Origin of the sequence: Novosphingobium profundi, assembly GCF_020524485.1 — a bacterium.
In the GTDB taxonomy this organism is placed as follows: domain Bacteria; phylum Pseudomonadota; class Alphaproteobacteria; order Sphingomonadales; family Sphingomonadaceae; genus Novosphingobium; species Novosphingobium profundi_A.
In genome coordinates this window covers 333,305-348,457 of sequence record NZ_JAIVLF010000001.1, presented here as the reverse complement: position 1 = coordinate 348,457, position 15,153 = coordinate 333,305, and the positions used below count along the sequence as shown (strand labels likewise).

Below are 15,153 nucleotides of genomic sequence, written 5' to 3'. Positions count from 1 at the left end.
ACCCGCGCGCTCAAAGGTTTGTGCATTTATATTGCGTGCAATTTAATTGTCCAAAATGGAACTCGAAGGCCGCCTCTCCCGTTTCCCCACCAAGAGCAAGGGTCGGCACCGGGCCGATCCTGCCGGCAAGGAGGCAAACCATGCGTCAGCTGTCCGACGGGTTCTGGAATTTCCGCGGGTCTTTCAAGATCGCAGGAGTTCTCGATGTCGGCACGCAGATGTCGCTGGTTCGCAAGGCCAATGGCCGGTTCCTTGTTCTCGACTCCTATGACCTAGCGCCCGAGGACCGCGCCGAGTTGCTGGCGCTCACCGACAATGGTGCAGCGATCGACGCAATTCTCAACGTCCATCCCTTCCACACCCTGCACTGCGAGACAGTTCACAAGCTGTTTCCCAAGGCGCGTCTGGTGGGGACGCGGCGGCACCGCGAACAGGCCCCGCACCTGCGCTGGCAGGACGGGGTGATCGAGGATGCCGCCACGCAGGCCGAGTTCGCCGAGGACCTTGCCTTCTCGGTGCCCGAGGGGGTCGACCTGGTGACGCAGGACCCGTCGGTCCACGCCGGCTCGGTGCTGGTGCGCCACCTGCGCAGCGGCATTGTCCACGTCGACGACACGCTCAGCGTCCTCGAGGCGCCGGGTGTGCTGGGCAAGGTCCTGCCGCAGGGGCGGCTGCGCTTCCACCCAATGCTGGGCAAGGCCCTGCAGCAGCGGGTGGGCGCGGCGGATGCCTTCGCGCGCTGGGCACGGCAGATCGCCGGGGAATGGTCGGGCACACCCTATGTGTGCGCGGCCCATTCGGCGGTGCGCGAACTCCCGGAGACAGGCTGGCACGAAGAGGTGCTCCACGCCCTCGAGGCCGCCGAAAAGACCCTCGCAAAGCATCGCGCCCGCCACGGCTGAATCCCGCGGGCGCCCATCCCTCCAGACACGAGAGCAACGCCATGAGCGAACAAGGCATCAAGACCGTCAATCCCCTCACCGAAGAGGTGCTGGACACCTACGCCTACATGAGCGACGCACAGGCCACCAAGATCGTCGAAGACTGCCATCAGGCCTTCCTCGACTGGCGCCTGCAGAGCCTCGAGGCGCGCGCCGAGGTGATCCGCGCCATCGGCACGGCCCTGCGCGAGCGCAAGGACGAACTGGCCACGCTGATGACGCGCGAGACCGGCAAGCTGATCGGCGACAGCCGCGACGAGGTCGATCTGTGCGCGGCAATCTGCGACTACAGCGCGGACGAGGGCCCAAGAGCACTTGCCGATGAAGAGCGCGAGACAGATGGTGCCACGGCCATCGTCACCCACGCGCCCATCGGCGTCGTCTATGGCATCCAGCCCTGGAACTTCCCGGCCTACCAGGCGGTGCGCTATTCGATCGCCAGTCTGATGGCGGGCAATGGTGTTCTTCTCAAGCACGCCGAGAACTGCACCGGCAGCGGGCTCCTGCTGCGCGAGATCTACGAGCAGGCGGGCCTGCCTGAAGGGCTCTTCGGGGTCCTGTGCATCACGCACGAGCAGTCCGACGCAATCATCGAGAACGACCTGGTGCGCGGCGTGACGATGACCGGCAGCGACAAGGCCGGGCGCCATATCGCGGCCAAGGCGGGCGAACAGGTCAAGAAGACCGTGCTCGAACTGGGCTCGAACGATGCCTATCTCGTGCTCGACGATGCCGACCTTGATCTGGCGGTCGACACCTGCGTGCAGGGCCGCCTCTACAACAACGGCCAGACCTGCGTGAACGCCAAGCGCTTCATCGTCACTGAAAAGAACTACGATGCTTTCGTGGAGCGTTACGCCAAGAAGTTTGACGCCATCGTGCTTGGCGACCCGACCGACGAGAACACGCAGCTTGGCCCCCTCGTCAGCCGTAGCCAGCGTGACCAGTTGCACGAGCAGGTCAGCAAGAGTGTCGAAAAGGGCGCGCGCCTTGTCGTCGGCGGCGAAGTGCCCGAGCGCAAGGGCTGGTTCTACCCCGCCACCGTGCTTGCCGATGTCGCCCCGGGCCAGCCCGCCTACGAGGACGAACTGTTCGGCCCGGCCGCCGCGATCATCAAGGCCAAGGACGATGGCGAAGCGATGCGCATTGCCAATTCCAGCCGCTACGGCCTTGGCGGGGGTATCTTCAGCCGCGATGTCGAGCGCGCCCGCGAGCTGGCCAAGACCCACTTCGACACCGGCATGGTGTTCATCAATACATTCGACATCGCCACGCCCAACCTGCCCTTCGGGGGGGTGAAGAGTTCGGGCTATGGCCGTGAGCATGGGCCCGAGGGTCTCAAGGAGTTCGTCAACATCAAGTCGATCAAGATCGCCCGCTGATATGGGCGAGATGCTCCATTGCGACGTCGCGGTGATCGGAGCGGGCACCGCCGGCCTCGCAGCCGAACGCGCCGCGCGCGCCAATGGCGCCTCGACCCTGCTGATCGATCCCGCCTTCAACGGGACCACCTGCGCCACTGTCGGCTGCATGCCCTCCAAACTCCTCATCGCCGCGGCCCACCGGGCCCACGCGGTGAGGACGGCAGGGCCCTTCGGCATCAAGGTCGGCGATGTCGCCATCGACGGCCCCGCCGTCCTGCAACGGGTGCGTGAGGAGCGCGACCGCTTCGCCCGCCTGACGCGCCAATCCTTCGAAGATCTGCCCCCCGGCATCGCCATCAAGGCCCGTGCCCGCTTCACCGCGCCGGGGCGCCTTGCTCTCAACGACGGGCGCTGTGTCGGGGCGGACCGGGTGGTGATTGCCACCGGGTCCTCCCCGGTTCTGCCGCCCGCCTTCGCGGCGCTGGGGGACAGGGTGCTCACCAGCGATGGCATCTTCGAGATGCGCGATCTGCCGCGCCGCTTGGCGGTTGTCGGATCGGGCGCCATTGGTCTGGAACTCGCCCAAGCCTTCGCGCACCTGGGCGTCGAGACCACACTGTTCGACCGCGCGACGCGCATGGGCGGCCTGCGCTGCGCGCGGGTTCACGAACGCCTGCACGCAATCATCGCCGCCGATCTCGACCTCAAGCTCGGGGTCGAGGTGACACCCCACGCCGAGGACAATGGCGCGCGGATCGCATGGTCCAATGGTGAAGGCGAAGCGGGCGAGGCGCAGTACGATCTCGTGCTCGCAGCGCTGGGCCGGTCCCCACAGCTGGACGACCTTGATCTCGATGCAGCCGGGATAGCCTGCGATGACAAGGGCGTCCCCTTCCACGACCGCCACACCATGCGCTGCGGCGACAGCGCGGTGTTTCTGGCTGGCGACGTTGCCTCCGACCTCCCCCTCCTGCACGAAGCCTCGCACGACGGGGCCATCGCCGGCCGCAATGCGGCGGCCTTCCCGGCCCCGGTAGCGGCTGAGCGCCATGTCCCCTTCAGCATGATTTTCACGCAGCCCACGGTCGCCACCATCGGCGCGCCTGAGGACGAGGGCGCCGTCACCGGCACCGCCGACTTCGACGACCAGGGCCGCGCCCATGTCGAAGGCCGCAACGTAGGCCTGCTCACCCTACACGCCGCAGCGCCTGACGGGCGGCTGATCGGCGCCGACATGGTCGCACCCGCAGGCGAGCACCTCGCGCACATGCTGGCTTGGGCGATCCAGGAGGGCCGCACGGCTAGCGAGCTCCTCTCCCTCCCCTTCTATCATCCCACCATCGAGGAAGGTCTCAAGAACGCGCTGCGCACGATCTGCCAGGCGACGCCCATCGACCTTCCCCAGGACCAGGACGCTGGCACCCCGCCCGGCGCCTGATGGAAAAGGGCAGCCCGCAAGCGCCTTGAACGCGGCGCAATGTTCGCTTCATGGACAGAGGCGAGCCGCCATTTGCCTTGCTGCGTCCTGCCGGGGGAGGCTGGTGCTCGATAGCGCGCATCGTCGCGTCGCCCCCCAATCGAGCAAGGATCCATCTGCCTCATGACACCCCGGTCCGGCCTCAAGGCCGCACTTCTTCTCCTGTCCGCAAGCCTCTCCTCGACCGCGTTGGCGCAGGCCCAGCGCGCGCAGGAGGTTTCCGGCCCGGCCTCGGCGGGCACGAAAAATCCCGATGCGCGGGCGCGGGCAACCGAGAAGGCCATGACCGAGGAGGAGCGCTACCGCTACCTCGACAGCCCCATGGCGCTGGACCTCCCGGGCCTTGCGCAGGTCCCTGAAGGCGCGCATCCGGCGGTCGGCTATGTCCCACCGATCCCCCGCCTTGGCCTGCCCGCCCTCTACGAGACCGACGCCAGCCTTGGCGTCACCAACCCTTCCGAGGTCCGCAAGGGCGACTGGTCGACGGCCCTGCCCGCCAGCATTTCGCTGGCATCGACCTTCTCGCCCGAGCTGGCCGAGCGGGGTGGCGCCGTCGTCGGCCAGGAAGCCCGCGCCAAGGGCTTCAACATCGTGCTGGGCGGGGGCAGCAACCTCATCCGCGAACCGCGCAATGGCCGCAATTTCGAGTACCTGAGCGAAGACCCGCTGCTTACAGGGCTCATGGCCGCCGGATCGATCCGCGGTATCCAGAGCCAGAAGGTCGTCTCCACGGTCAAGCACATGGCTCTCAACGCGCAGGAGACGCTGCGCATGACGCTCGATGCCCACATTGCCGAGCCCGCGCTTCGCGAGAGCGACCTCCTCGCCTTCCAGATCGCCATCGAACGAAGCGCGCCGGGCGCGGTGATGTGCGGCTACAACCTCGTCAACGGCCAGTACGACTGTGAGAACGAATTCCTGCTCAACACGGTGCTCAAGGAGGACTGGGGTTACAAGGGCTGGGTCATGTCCGACTGGGGCGCGGTGCATAGCCTCCAGTCGGTGGTCAACGGGATGGACCAGCAGTCGGGCTCCCAGCTCGACCCCGATGTCTACGTCGGCGCCCCCTTGCGTGAGGCTGTCGCCGAAGGGCGCATCCCCAAGGCGCGCGTGTCCGAGGCTGTGCGCCGCATCCTGCGCTCGGTCTACGCGGTCGGCGCGGACGCCCCGTTCACCAGCGAGCCTGCTCCCATCGACTACGCCGCCCACGCCAAGGTCGCGCGCGAAGCCGGGACTGCGGGCATCGTCCTCCTCAAGAACGCCGAGGACATCCTGCCGCTTGCCGCCAGTGCAAAGTCGATCGCGGTGATCGGCGGCCATGCTGACATGGGTGTCATGACCGGCGGCGGATCGAGCCAGGTCACGCCTGAAGGCGAGGTCGCGACCCTGCCCATCGGCGGGCGCGAGAGCTGGGGCGGCTGGGCCAAGGCTGTCTACTTCCCCTCCTCCCCGCTCAAGGCTCTGAAAGAGGCCCTGCCCGACACGCAAGTTGAGTTCGACAGCGGCTACTACCACCAATCCGCCGCCAGCTTCGCGGCGCGCAAGGAGATCGCGATCGTCTTCGTCACCGCCTGGTCGGGTGAGGCGCTCGACGGCAGCCTGACCTTGCCCGAGGGCCAGGACGCGCTGATCGAGGCGGTTGCCGCGGCCAATCCCAACACCGTGGTCGTGATCCAGTCGGGCAACCCGATCAAGATGCCCTGGCTGGACAAGGTGAAGGGCGTGATCGAGGCCTGGTATCCCGGGCAGGAAGGGGGCGCCGCCATCGCCGACATCCTGACCGGCAAGGCCAATCCCTCGGGCCACCTTCCCGTCACCTTCCCGCGCGACGAGAGTCAACTGGTCCGCCCGGAAATCCCCGGCCTTGGCGAACCCGAAGGCACGCGCCTTGTCGTCGAGTACACCGAAGGCGCCGATGTCGGGTACCGCTGGTATGCGGCGAAGGACCTGAGCCCGCTGTTCCCCTTCGGACATGGCCTCAGCTACACCCGCTTTGCCCATGAGGACCTGCGCGTGAACGCGGCTCCCGGCAACGCGCCCACGGCCTCCGTCTCGGTGCGCAACACCGGAGCGAAGGCCGGTACGGACGTGGTCCAGCTCTATCTCACCTCTGGTCCGAAGGGGGCGACACGCCGCCTCGTCGGCTTCCAGCGCGTGGACCTGGCGCCAGGCGAAGCCCGCAAGGTGGAGATCACCCTTGACCCGCGCCTGCTCGCAAACTGGCAGGACGGCGCCTTCGTCCAGGCCGCCGGGCGCTACACGTTCGCCGCGGGCCATTCCGCGCAGGACCTGGGCGCCCCGGTCAAGGTGACGCTGAAGGAACGCTCGTTCGGCCGCTAAGCCCTACCGCACCCCACCCCAGGCGATACCCGCGCCCGCCCTCCCGGACCTGGGAGGGCGGGCGTTTTCGTATCTTCGCACCGCCACCGAACTCTACGCCTTCCCCAACGCGAAATGCCCGGCGTGCACGAGGCACACCGGGCATTTGCAGGAACCGATGGCAGGGACCGGCAGAAGGCCCCTGCAGATCGGATCGGGATCAGAAGTCGTAGCGGATACGCGCGCCCCAGGTCCGCAGCTGCGGAAGGCCCACGTACATCACGTCCTTCTCCTGGAAGGTCGCGTTCGGGTTCGACAGGTCCCAGTTGGGCTGCACGCTGGTGTAGGTCTTGTCGTTGAAGGCGTTGGTGACAAAGCCCTCGATCCACACGTTGTCCGAACGCAGGCCCACGCGGAAGTTGACCTTGGTCGAGGCGTCGGTCTTGGCGAAGTTGCCTTCGCTTTCGTAGACGCCCGACTTGTAGGACAGCTCCGAGCGCAGGTACCATTCGTAGTCCGGCATCGGCGAGAAGGCCTGCGCGAATTCCGCGTTCACCTGGGCCGAGTACTTCGAGACGAACGGCAGGCTCTGACCCGACACGTCATCCGAACCGGTCAGCTGCGCGCAGGTCGAGCACAGGCCCTCGTCGATGTTGGTGTCGTTGATCGCCCCGCGCGCGGTCAGCGTGAGGGCGTCGATCGGACGTGCCGTCAGGTCAAGCTCGATACCCTTCAGCGTCACCTTGCCCATGTTCGTGAAGAACCACGAAATCTCGGGCATGCCGCCGCTGTTGTTGGGAATGATCAGCGTCTGCTCGGTGATCTTGTCGGTCCAGATGTCGTAGTAGACATCGCCCGAGACGATCAGCCGGTCGTTGAAGAAACGTCCCTTGAAGCCGACTTCGAAGTTGTCGAGGTATTCCGGGCTGACGCCGCGGGTCACGCCCATCGCGATCAGATCGTCGACAAAGGCAGGATCGGCCGATTCCAGCGGATCGAGTCCCAGCCCCGGGTTCACGCCGCGCGAGTAGGTGGCGTAGACCATGGTGTCGAGGTCGGGCTTGTAGCGCAGGCTGACGCGCGGCAGGAAGCTGTTGTAGGTGCGCTGGTAGACGATGTCGTCGGTATCGCCGGTGCGGCTGATGACCTTGTCCGACTGGTAGCGCGCGTCGAAGTCGACGGTCAGCTTGTCGGTGATGTCATAGGACAGCCCCAGGAACCCGCCCCAGGTCTTGTTCTCGCTGGTGGACGAGAAGGCGCTGTTGATGCCGGTGAAGTAGTAGATCTCCGAGTAGCCTTCGTAGCCCTTGGCCCACAGGTAGCTGCCCCCGAACATCCAGCGGAAGCGCCCGTCCTGGTTGGAGGCAATGCGCACTTCCTGCGAGAAGTCCTTCTGCTCGTGCTGGATCATCAGCGGCCAGTCGGTGTACTCCTGCGCGAACTCGCCCGAGGTGAAGGTGTTCTCGTAGGGCGAGGCATAGGCGTTGAGCGGATAGAGCACCGTCCAGGAATTACGGTTCACGCCGGTCAGACTGGTGATCGAGGTGCCGCCAGCGGTGACGTATTCGGCAACGCCGCTGAAGTGGTTGCTGTCCCGCGTCATGCCGAAGTGGTCGATCTGCTCGTCCTGGTTCATGATCGGCGAGTAGTTCTCGAGCATGTTGGCAACGCCCGCATTGACCTCGGTGCGTGCGCTGGGCTGGCCCGGCAGCAGGCCCGGCAGCTTGCCGCAGAAGTAGGGCAGATCTTCGGCGCCCAGGTTGCAGTTGGACTGCGAGCCCAGGATCACGCCGGTGGCGCCCGGACCGTCATCGTCGTTGGCGACCATGCCGAACAGGTTGACGGTGAAGTTGTGGCTCGGCGTGAACTTGAGCTGCAGCGTGCCGCTGCGGGTGCTCTGGTCGCCCAGCGTCTTGCCCGGCTCGGCGTTGTTCTTCCACGAACCGTCCCGCGTGAAGTAGCGACCCGTCGCGCGGAAGCTCAGGACGTCCTGGATGATCGGCCCGCCGACCGCGCCGCGCAGGTCATAATAATCGTCCGTGCCGGCAAGGCCGCTGACATAGCCGGTGAAGTAGTCGGTCGGCTCGGCGGTCACCATGTTGATCGCACCGGCAAAGGTCTGGCGGCCGAAGTAGGCGCTCTGCGGACCCTTCAGGACTTCGACGCGTTCAAAGTCGAACACGCCCGTGACCGTGCCGTCGGAGACCTGGATACCGTTGATGAAGGTCGAGCTGGTGCGGTTGCCGCGCGAAGGCGCCATGCCGCGGATGATGAGAGCGGTCTGGCTGCGGTCCGAGCGGCCCGAACCGGTGATCGAGTTGTTGAGGTTCATCCCCGGCGTCACCGCGGTCAGATCCTCGACCGTCTGGACGTTGAGCGACTGGATGTCCTCGCCCGAAAGCGCGCTGATCGCGATGGGAACATCAAGCGCGCTTTCCTTGCGCTTGCGCGCGGTCACGACAATGTCGCCAAGCCCGGACTGCGCGGGGCCCTGCTGGGCCGCAGGCGCCGTCGCCTGGGCATGGGCCGCCTGGGTTCCCCCGAGAACCAGCGGCGCGAATGCGACTGTCGACAAGAGCAGCCGGCTCGTGTGCTTAAACATCATGCTTTACCCCCTAAGAGCTTCTTTTCTTCAAAACCGCAGCCCCCCGGCCCCTGCCCTCATGCAGGAACCGGACGCACATGCGGCGCCCTCCGGAGCCCTCGTGAAGCTCCGAAATCCTCAGCCCGTTGAACCGTGAATTGGCGTACCCGGGCCCCGTCCGTTTTCGTTCTTGCGGCACGCCATGTGCTCGCCCGGGGCAGTGAGGAGACTGCTCAGGGTTTCGTGTCCGGTCGACGGGACTGCGGCAAAAAATTCGTGACACGAACTATTCGCCGCGCAAGCATCCGCATGGAGAGAGACTGAAGTTGTGAGACGGTGGAGATCGAAGTGTCCGCCAGCCGGTCGCCAGGGCGTCCTGACCCGGCGATATCCGGGCCATCGCCAGGCATGGCGGCATCCCAAGCTACGGTAGTCGTGGAAAAAACGCGTTCCGCATTTGACGTTATAACATCACATAGCTTGAAGGCGCTTCCTTTTGAAACAGGTGGGACGCCATGCGACACGTTACCCTGCTCGCCGGTTCGGCAGCTTTCTTTCTTCCCCATTCCGGAGCGCTGGCCGCCCCGGCTCCCGACACCGATATCCTCGTTACCGGAGAGCGCGCAGAGGTCGCCCGCGCGAGCGACCTTGCCAGCGCCCCGGCGCGCGTGCTTGCAGGCGAAGCGCTGGAGGAGGACCGCTCGCAATCGCTTGGCGAGACGCTTGCCCGGTTGCCCGGGGTCCAGAACAGCTACCAGGGCCCCCTCGCCGGACGCCCCCAGATTCGCGGGCAGGCCGGCAACCGCGTCGCGCTGCGCCTCAATGGCCTCGCGCTCGATGACATGTCGGGCATCACCGGGGACCATGCCGCGCCCATCGAGCCCTTCCTCGCCGACGCGATCGAGGTCCTCAATGGCAGTGCCGGGGTGCTCTACGGTGGCCACGCCATCGGTGGCGCGGTCAACCTGCGCGATGGGCGCATCCCCCGCAGCGCCGCGAAGGCCCCTCTGTCCGGGCGGACGCAAGTAAGCGGCGGGTTCAACACGCCGACAACCGCCATGGCCCGGCTCGACGGCGGGAAGGACGCGTTCGCCTGGCACGCCGACATGCTCTATCGCCACGCTGGCGACTTCGACATTCCCGGCCTTGCCAAGGCCGACGAATGCCGAAGCTGGGCGGACCTTGTGACGAACGTCACCTTGCAGGGCATCTGCCAGGTGCGCACCGCGAGCCCGCAGTGGGCCTATGACCCGGATCAGGGCCGCTATGTCGATGCGACGCCCCCTGAGCAGCAGATCATCGAGGACCCGGCGCCGGGCCGCAAGGGCAAGCTCGTCAACAGCGGGCTCGAGACAGTCGCGGTCAACCTCGGCGCAAGCCATGTCGGCAGCCAGGGCTATTTCGGGCTCGCGGCGGGCTACTATCGCAGCGACTACGGCGTTCCCGGTTTCCAGTCGGTCACGCCCGCAAGCCCTTCCCCCTCGCCCATCGTCATCGCGGCCGAGCAGCTGCGCCTCGATATCGACGGGGTCCTCTATGCCCCGCTGCCGGGCCTTGCCGCCGTGCGCCTGCGCGCAGGTTCGGTACGCAGCCACGATCGCGAGCGGATCGACGGCAACGACGCCAGCGCCTTTGACATCCACTCCGACACCGTCCGGCTGGAACTAACGCAGGCCGCACTCGGCCCGCTCACCGGCGTCCTTGGCGGCGAGGTCAACCACCGCAAGCTGGAGACCCGCAGCGACACGGCCTACCTGCCCAGTGTCGAGACGACGAAGCTTGCGATCTTCGCGCTCGAACGTCTCACCATTGGCCCTGTGCGCCTGAGCGCAGGCGGCCGCCATGACTGGATCGAGCAGGACCTCGACCAGACCACCGTGCGCGATGGCCGCGGGCTCGGCGTCAGCTATGCCCAGGACCGCGACTTCCGGCTGTGGAACGCCTTTGGCGCGCTGCGCGTGACGCCGCTCTCCTGGCTGCACCTCGACGCCCGCTATGCACTGGGCGAGCGCGCGCCCGAGGTCAACGAGCTCTACGCCAACGGCAACCACTTCGCCTCGCTGTCCGATGAACAGGGCGATGGCCGCCTGCGCAAAGAGCGCTCACAGACCTGGGAACTGGGCGGAACGCTGGACCTCACGCCGTTCACGCTCTCGGTGACCGGCTACCGGGTGAATTATGATGACTACATCTACCTCGGCAACACCGGCATCAGCCGCACCCTGCCGGTGCGCGAGTGGCGCCAAGGCGACACGCGTTTCAAGGGCATCGAAGGCGAGGCGACCTTGCGCGTGGCCGACGTGGGCCCAGGCGATCTGGAACTCCATGTCTTCGCCGACCACGTGCTGGGCAAGCCCCGCTTCCACGCCCCCGACGACTACAGCCCGTTCAACTTCGACTATCCCTCGAACGCGCAGTGGACCGCCGAATACTACCGCCGCCAGCTCGATGGCGAATACCTGCCGCGCATGCCGGTTTCGCGCTACGGCGCCGATGCCGCGCTCACCGGCGCGCGCTGGCGCGTCTCGGCGGGCACGGTCCATTTTGCCCGGCAGACCCGCTTTTCGCAGGATGAGACCGCGAGCCCGGGCTACTGGCTGGTCGATGCCCACGCGCGCTACAAGCTGCCGCTGAGCGCGCACGACATCGAGATCTTCGTGGACGCCACGAACCTCACCAACACCGAGGCCCGCGCGCACAACAGCCCCCTGCGCTACCGCGCCCCGCTGGTGGGTCGAGCGGTCACGCTGGGCGCCCGCGCCGCCTTCTAGCCGCGCGCCTCGCCCTGTACCGAGAAGGGGGCGGTCCGAACCCGAACCGCCCCCTTCAAATGGGCTGCATGGCCATCGGAAAGTGGCTCTGTTTACCGCTCCCCGGCCGCAGGGCTCAGCCGCGCCGCCGCGCTGTCTTCGGTTGGGAGGCGGACCAGGTAGGGCGTACCATAGACATTGCCGGGCCGCTCGAAATCGGTCGAGACGATCTGGGCGCCACTCCCCAGCGCGGCATTGGCGCGGGTCATGTCGTTGGTCTTTGCCTCGTAGGTCTCGATGTCCGAGCGCGTGCGGACGAGATAGCCCTCGGCCACGGCCGTGCGGATCTCGTCCTCGCGCACGATCGCGTTGTCGTACATCAGGAAGGCGGCGTGATCCTCGCCCGGGTTGGCCCGCAGGAAGGCAACGCGCCCGGCGAGCGAGGGATGGCCTTCCAGATAGGCCGCCGCGCCCTGCGGCCCGTTGGCGGTGATCATCAGGAACATCACCTTTCCGCGCGCACTCTCCAGGCTTGGCCAGTTTCCAGCCAGAGCCGCGGCGTTGAGCGTGGCATACCGCCCGCGCAGATCGTCGGGCGTGATGATCCGGGACCTGTCGAAGACCGAGAGGATCTCGGCATCGAGCGCGTCGAACGCGGACCTGTCGAAGGGCAGCGGCTCGGCGGAATCGGCAAAGAGCTTGCGCCCCTGGCTTTTCGCCTCGACCAGGATGAAGAGCGGAACGTGGCCCCGATGGGCGTCCGACCAGTCCCGGATCTGCGAAAGGCAGGTCACGAACAGAGTGCAATGGCTGCGAAAGTCATAGTCGACGATGTGCTGCACCTTGTACCCCGGCGTGGCGAGCGCCGCTGCGTCGATGGTGAAACCCGGCGCAATGCCCTCCCGACGCAGCGCCCGATACCCGGCGGGATCGGCATAGCGCCCCCCCTCCGGGTCCGGGTTCACGTCAAGCTCCAGGCTGCGCATGCCCAGGTCCAGCTGCGTGGTGAGGTCGGGGTGCAGGTAGTTCAGGGCATCGTCGAAGGAGATCCCGTTGGGATGCTCCTCGGCCATCAGCGCGCGGCGTTCCTCGGGCAGCGCATCGAAGGCGGCAAGCATGGCCTCAAAGCGCGGGCGCATCAGTTCGACCAGGCGCCGGTCCACCGGCAGCGCATAGCTGTTGTGCGTTCCCAGGACCTGGAGATGGTTGATCGGCGTTGCGCCCGGCAAGTCCGGCGCATCGATGCGCTCGGGCGTGTCGGCACGCGGCGCTGGCGGGGCGCCTTGCGCGCTCACCGCGAAGAGAGGGAGCGCCAGCAAGGCGCCCCCCAGCACGCGGGTCCGTGTGATCCGGCCCCGCATCAGAAGTCCGCCGCGATGAAGCCGCCCAGCGTGCGGCGCGACGAAGGCGAGGTGTAGTGCAGCATGCCAACCGCACCGTAGTTCTGGAAACCCGTCGAGTAGTAGGTGTCGAACAGGTTGCGGGCATAGGCGCCGAAGCGGATGTTGCTGTCGGGCAGCGTGAAGGTCACGCGCGCGTTGACCAGGCCATAGCCATCGACGTGCGAGTAGTCGGGCTGGCCGGTGACGGTCCAGTACTCGCTGCGCCAGGCGTAGTCCACGTGGGCACGTGCGCCCAGCCCCGAAGCGAAAGTGTGCTCGTAGTCGGCCGAGACCATGCTGGAGAACTTGGGCGAATTGGTGAGCGCGGTGCCGGTGTAGTCGGTCGTCTCGTTGTAGACGTAGTCGGTGAACTCGCCATCGGTGTAGGTGAACGAGCCATTGAGGGTCAGCCCCGGCACCGGCACCAGCGCGATCACGCCTTCGACGCCCTTGGTGCGCAAGGCCCCCGCATTGCCAATCGTGGTCGCCTGCAGTTCACCGCCCTGCCCATCGGGAATGGTGGTCAGGATGGTGGTCTGGAAGTCCTTGAAGTTCGAGAGGAAGACATCGAGGTTGACACGCAGGCGGCGGTCCCACCATTCGGACTTGATGCCCGCTTCCCAGGCCTTCACGGTTTCCTTGCGGTAGGGGCTGTAGTCGTTGCCGACAAAGGCGATGCCCGCCGGCTTGTACCCGGTCGAGTACGTGGCGTAGAGCATGACGTCGTCGCTCACGTGGAAGGTCGGCGCGATGCGGTAGGAGAAGTTCCCTCCCGTGACCTTGCCATCGGGATATACCGGCGCCGGGCTGGTGCCCACAAAGGTCGGATTGTAGCCGGTGATCGGCTCGGGATCGAGCCAGATGAAGTCCAGGCTCTGCGAGTTCCAGTCGTGGGTGTAGCGCCCGCCCAGCGCCAGGTTGAACCGGTCGGTGAAGTTGAGCGTGACCTGCCCGAAGGCCGCCGCGGTCTCGTTCGTGGAATCGAACAGCGAAGTGTTGGCATCGGCGACCCCTGCCGCGCCCGTGATCGCGTAGAGCAGCGGTGCGACCGGGGCCCCGCTTGCATCATAGACAGGCGCGCCCAGCGTCGCCCACTGCAGCTGGGTCTGCTGCGCGTTCAGCTTGTTATAGAAAGCCCCCACGACATATTCCACGAACCCGCCGGTGGGCGAGGCCAGCTGGAATTCCTGGCTGAACTTGTTGGTATCCAGTTCGCCCAGGTTGAAGGGAACATAGGCATACTGGTCCAGCGGGAGCAGGTTTACAGGCGTCGAGTTGTCATAGGCGGTTTCGCGATAGGCCGTGATCGACTTGAGCTGATGGTCGCCAAGACCCAGGTTCACCTCCAGCGAGCCGCCGTATTCGCGCGTCGTGATCTCGCCAAAGCTGCCATCGGCGGTGTCGGCGCTGCGTCCATCGGGAAACACGCCCAGGGCGGCGAGCATCTGCGCCACGTTCTCGGGCTGGTTGCCAGCGGGCGTGCGCACGCTGGAATCCCAGTGACGGGCAAAGTCGGCGCGCGCAATGAATTCCAGGTCCGGCCCGGCATCGACCAGCAGGCGCGCACGGCCGCCGTATTCATGGGTCGAACCGATCGTGCGATCCAGCGTGACGTTGCGCCCGAACCCGTCCTGGGCCTGATCGAAGCCCGACACGCGCAGGGCAACGTCACGCCCCAGCGGCACATTGAGGGTTGCGTTGAGAATGCGCTCGTCATGTTCGCCATAACTGCCGCTCGCCGACAGCGAGGTCACGCCCAGTTCGGGCTTGCGGGTCGTCACCGAGATCACGCCCGAGGTCGCGTTCTTGCCGAACAGGGTGCCCTGCGGCCCCATCAGCACGTCGATGCGCTCCATGTCGGTGATGCCGATGAGGCCATTGGCCCGCTGGCCGTCCATCACGACACCATCGACGACGACACTGACCGACTTGGCGTTCGAGAAGTCGAAGGAGCGGCTGCCCACGCCGCGGATCTGGAAGGCCGCGCCCTGCGTGGGATCGTACTGCACCCCGGGGACCATGTACTGGATATCGGTGAAGTCGGTGTAGCCGGTCTGCGCCAGAGCATCGGCATCGACCGACTTGATGGCGAGCGGCACATCCTGGCTATTCTCCACGCGGCGCTGCGCGGTCACGGTGATTTCATCGAGCTGGCCGGGCGCAGCCACGGCGGCCTCGGCCATCTCACCAGCAGCGGCCATGGCGGGCAGCGAAGAGACAAGGGCGCTCCCGGTCAGGAGCACCGTGGCAAGGCGAAAAGGCAATCTGGAAGAATCAAAGGCGTGCATATCGAGCGTCCCTGTTGTGCGTCAGGAGCGCCCGATAGGAGTGACCCA

Annotated in this window: 8 protein-coding genes; 5 read left to right on the top strand and 3 right to left on the bottom strand. The window is 66.4% G+C overall.

Features of this window, described 5'->3' with window-relative positions; all coding sequences use genetic code 11:
* The first annotated feature begins 140 nt into the window (after window positions 1–140).
* From LC060_RS01440 to LC060_RS01425, 4 genes are all read left to right on the top strand, one after another.
* Window positions 141–902 (top strand): hypothetical protein, encoded by a 762-nt coding sequence (locus LC060_RS01440; RefSeq protein WP_226632070.1) that lies wholly within the window; start codon window positions 141–143, stop codon window positions 900–902.
* A gap of 41 nt (window positions 903–943) precedes the next feature.
* Window positions 944–2,323, top strand: a complete 1,380-nt coding sequence (locus tag LC060_RS01435) for an NAD-dependent succinate-semialdehyde dehydrogenase (RefSeq protein WP_226632068.1) — start codon at window positions 944–946, stop codon at window positions 2,321–2,323.
* 1 nt (window position 2,324) lies between these two features.
* Window positions 2,325–3,743, top strand: a complete 1,419-nt coding sequence (locus LC060_RS01430; RefSeq protein WP_226632067.1) for a dihydrolipoyl dehydrogenase — start codon at window positions 2,325–2,327, stop codon at window positions 3,741–3,743.
* A 162-nt stretch (window positions 3,744–3,905) separates the two neighbouring features.
* Window positions 3,906–6,122 (top strand): beta-glucosidase family protein, encoded by a 2,217-nt coding sequence (locus tag LC060_RS01425; RefSeq protein ID WP_226632065.1) that lies wholly within the window; start codon window positions 3,906–3,908, stop codon window positions 6,120–6,122.
* A gap of 199 nt (window positions 6,123–6,321) precedes the next feature.
* On the opposite strand, the gene LC060_RS01420 is transcribed toward LC060_RS01425, so the two are convergent.
* On the bottom strand, window positions 6,322–8,676 hold the full coding sequence (locus LC060_RS01420) for a TonB-dependent receptor (protein WP_226632063.1): 2,355 nt from the start codon (window positions 8,674–8,676) through the stop codon (window positions 6,322–6,324).
* Between the two features lie 524 nt (window positions 8,677–9,200).
* Here LC060_RS01420 and LC060_RS01415 point away from each other — a divergent pair.
* Window positions 9,201–11,456, top strand: a complete 2,256-nt coding sequence (locus LC060_RS01415; protein ID WP_226632061.1) for a TonB-dependent receptor — start codon at window positions 9,201–9,203, stop codon at window positions 11,454–11,456.
* Between the two features lie 92 nt (window positions 11,457–11,548).
* Here LC060_RS01415 and LC060_RS01410 read toward each other — a convergent pair whose 3' ends face one another.
* Entirely contained in the window at window positions 11,549–12,796 is a 1,248-nt protein-coding gene (locus LC060_RS01410) for a Ca2+-dependent phosphoinositide-specific phospholipase C (protein WP_226632059.1), read from the bottom strand.
* Window positions 12,796–15,081, bottom strand: coding sequence for a TonB-dependent receptor (locus tag LC060_RS01405; RefSeq protein WP_226632058.1), 2,286 nt, complete (start codon window positions 15,079–15,081; stop codon window positions 12,796–12,798). Before LC060_RS01405 ends, LC060_RS01410 begins: the two co-directional genes overlap by 1 nt.
* Between the last annotated feature and the right edge of the window lie 72 nt (window positions 15,082–15,153).

Bases quoted from the DNA above. Each gene is read 5' to 3' on its own strand.
- LC060_RS01440 (WP_226632070.1), top strand. From the start codon at position 141: ATGCGTCAGCTGTCCGACGGGTTCTGGAATTTCCGCGGGTCTTTCAAG.
- LC060_RS01435 (WP_226632068.1), top strand. From the start codon at position 944: ATGAGCGAACAAGGCATCAAGACCGTCAATCCCCTCACCGAAGAGGTG.
- LC060_RS01430 (WP_226632067.1), top strand. From the start codon at position 2,325: ATGGGCGAGATGCTCCATTGCGACGTCGCGGTGATCGGAGCGGGCACC.
- LC060_RS01425 (WP_226632065.1), top strand. From the start codon at position 3,906: ATGACACCCCGGTCCGGCCTCAAGGCCGCACTTCTTCTCCTGTCCGCA.
- LC060_RS01415 (WP_226632061.1), top strand. From the start codon at position 9,201: ATGCGACACGTTACCCTGCTCGCCGGTTCGGCAGCTTTCTTTCTTCCC.
- LC060_RS01410 (WP_226632059.1), bottom strand. From the start codon at position 12,796: ATGCGGGGCCGGATCACACGGACCCGCGTGCTGGGGGGCGCCTTGCTG.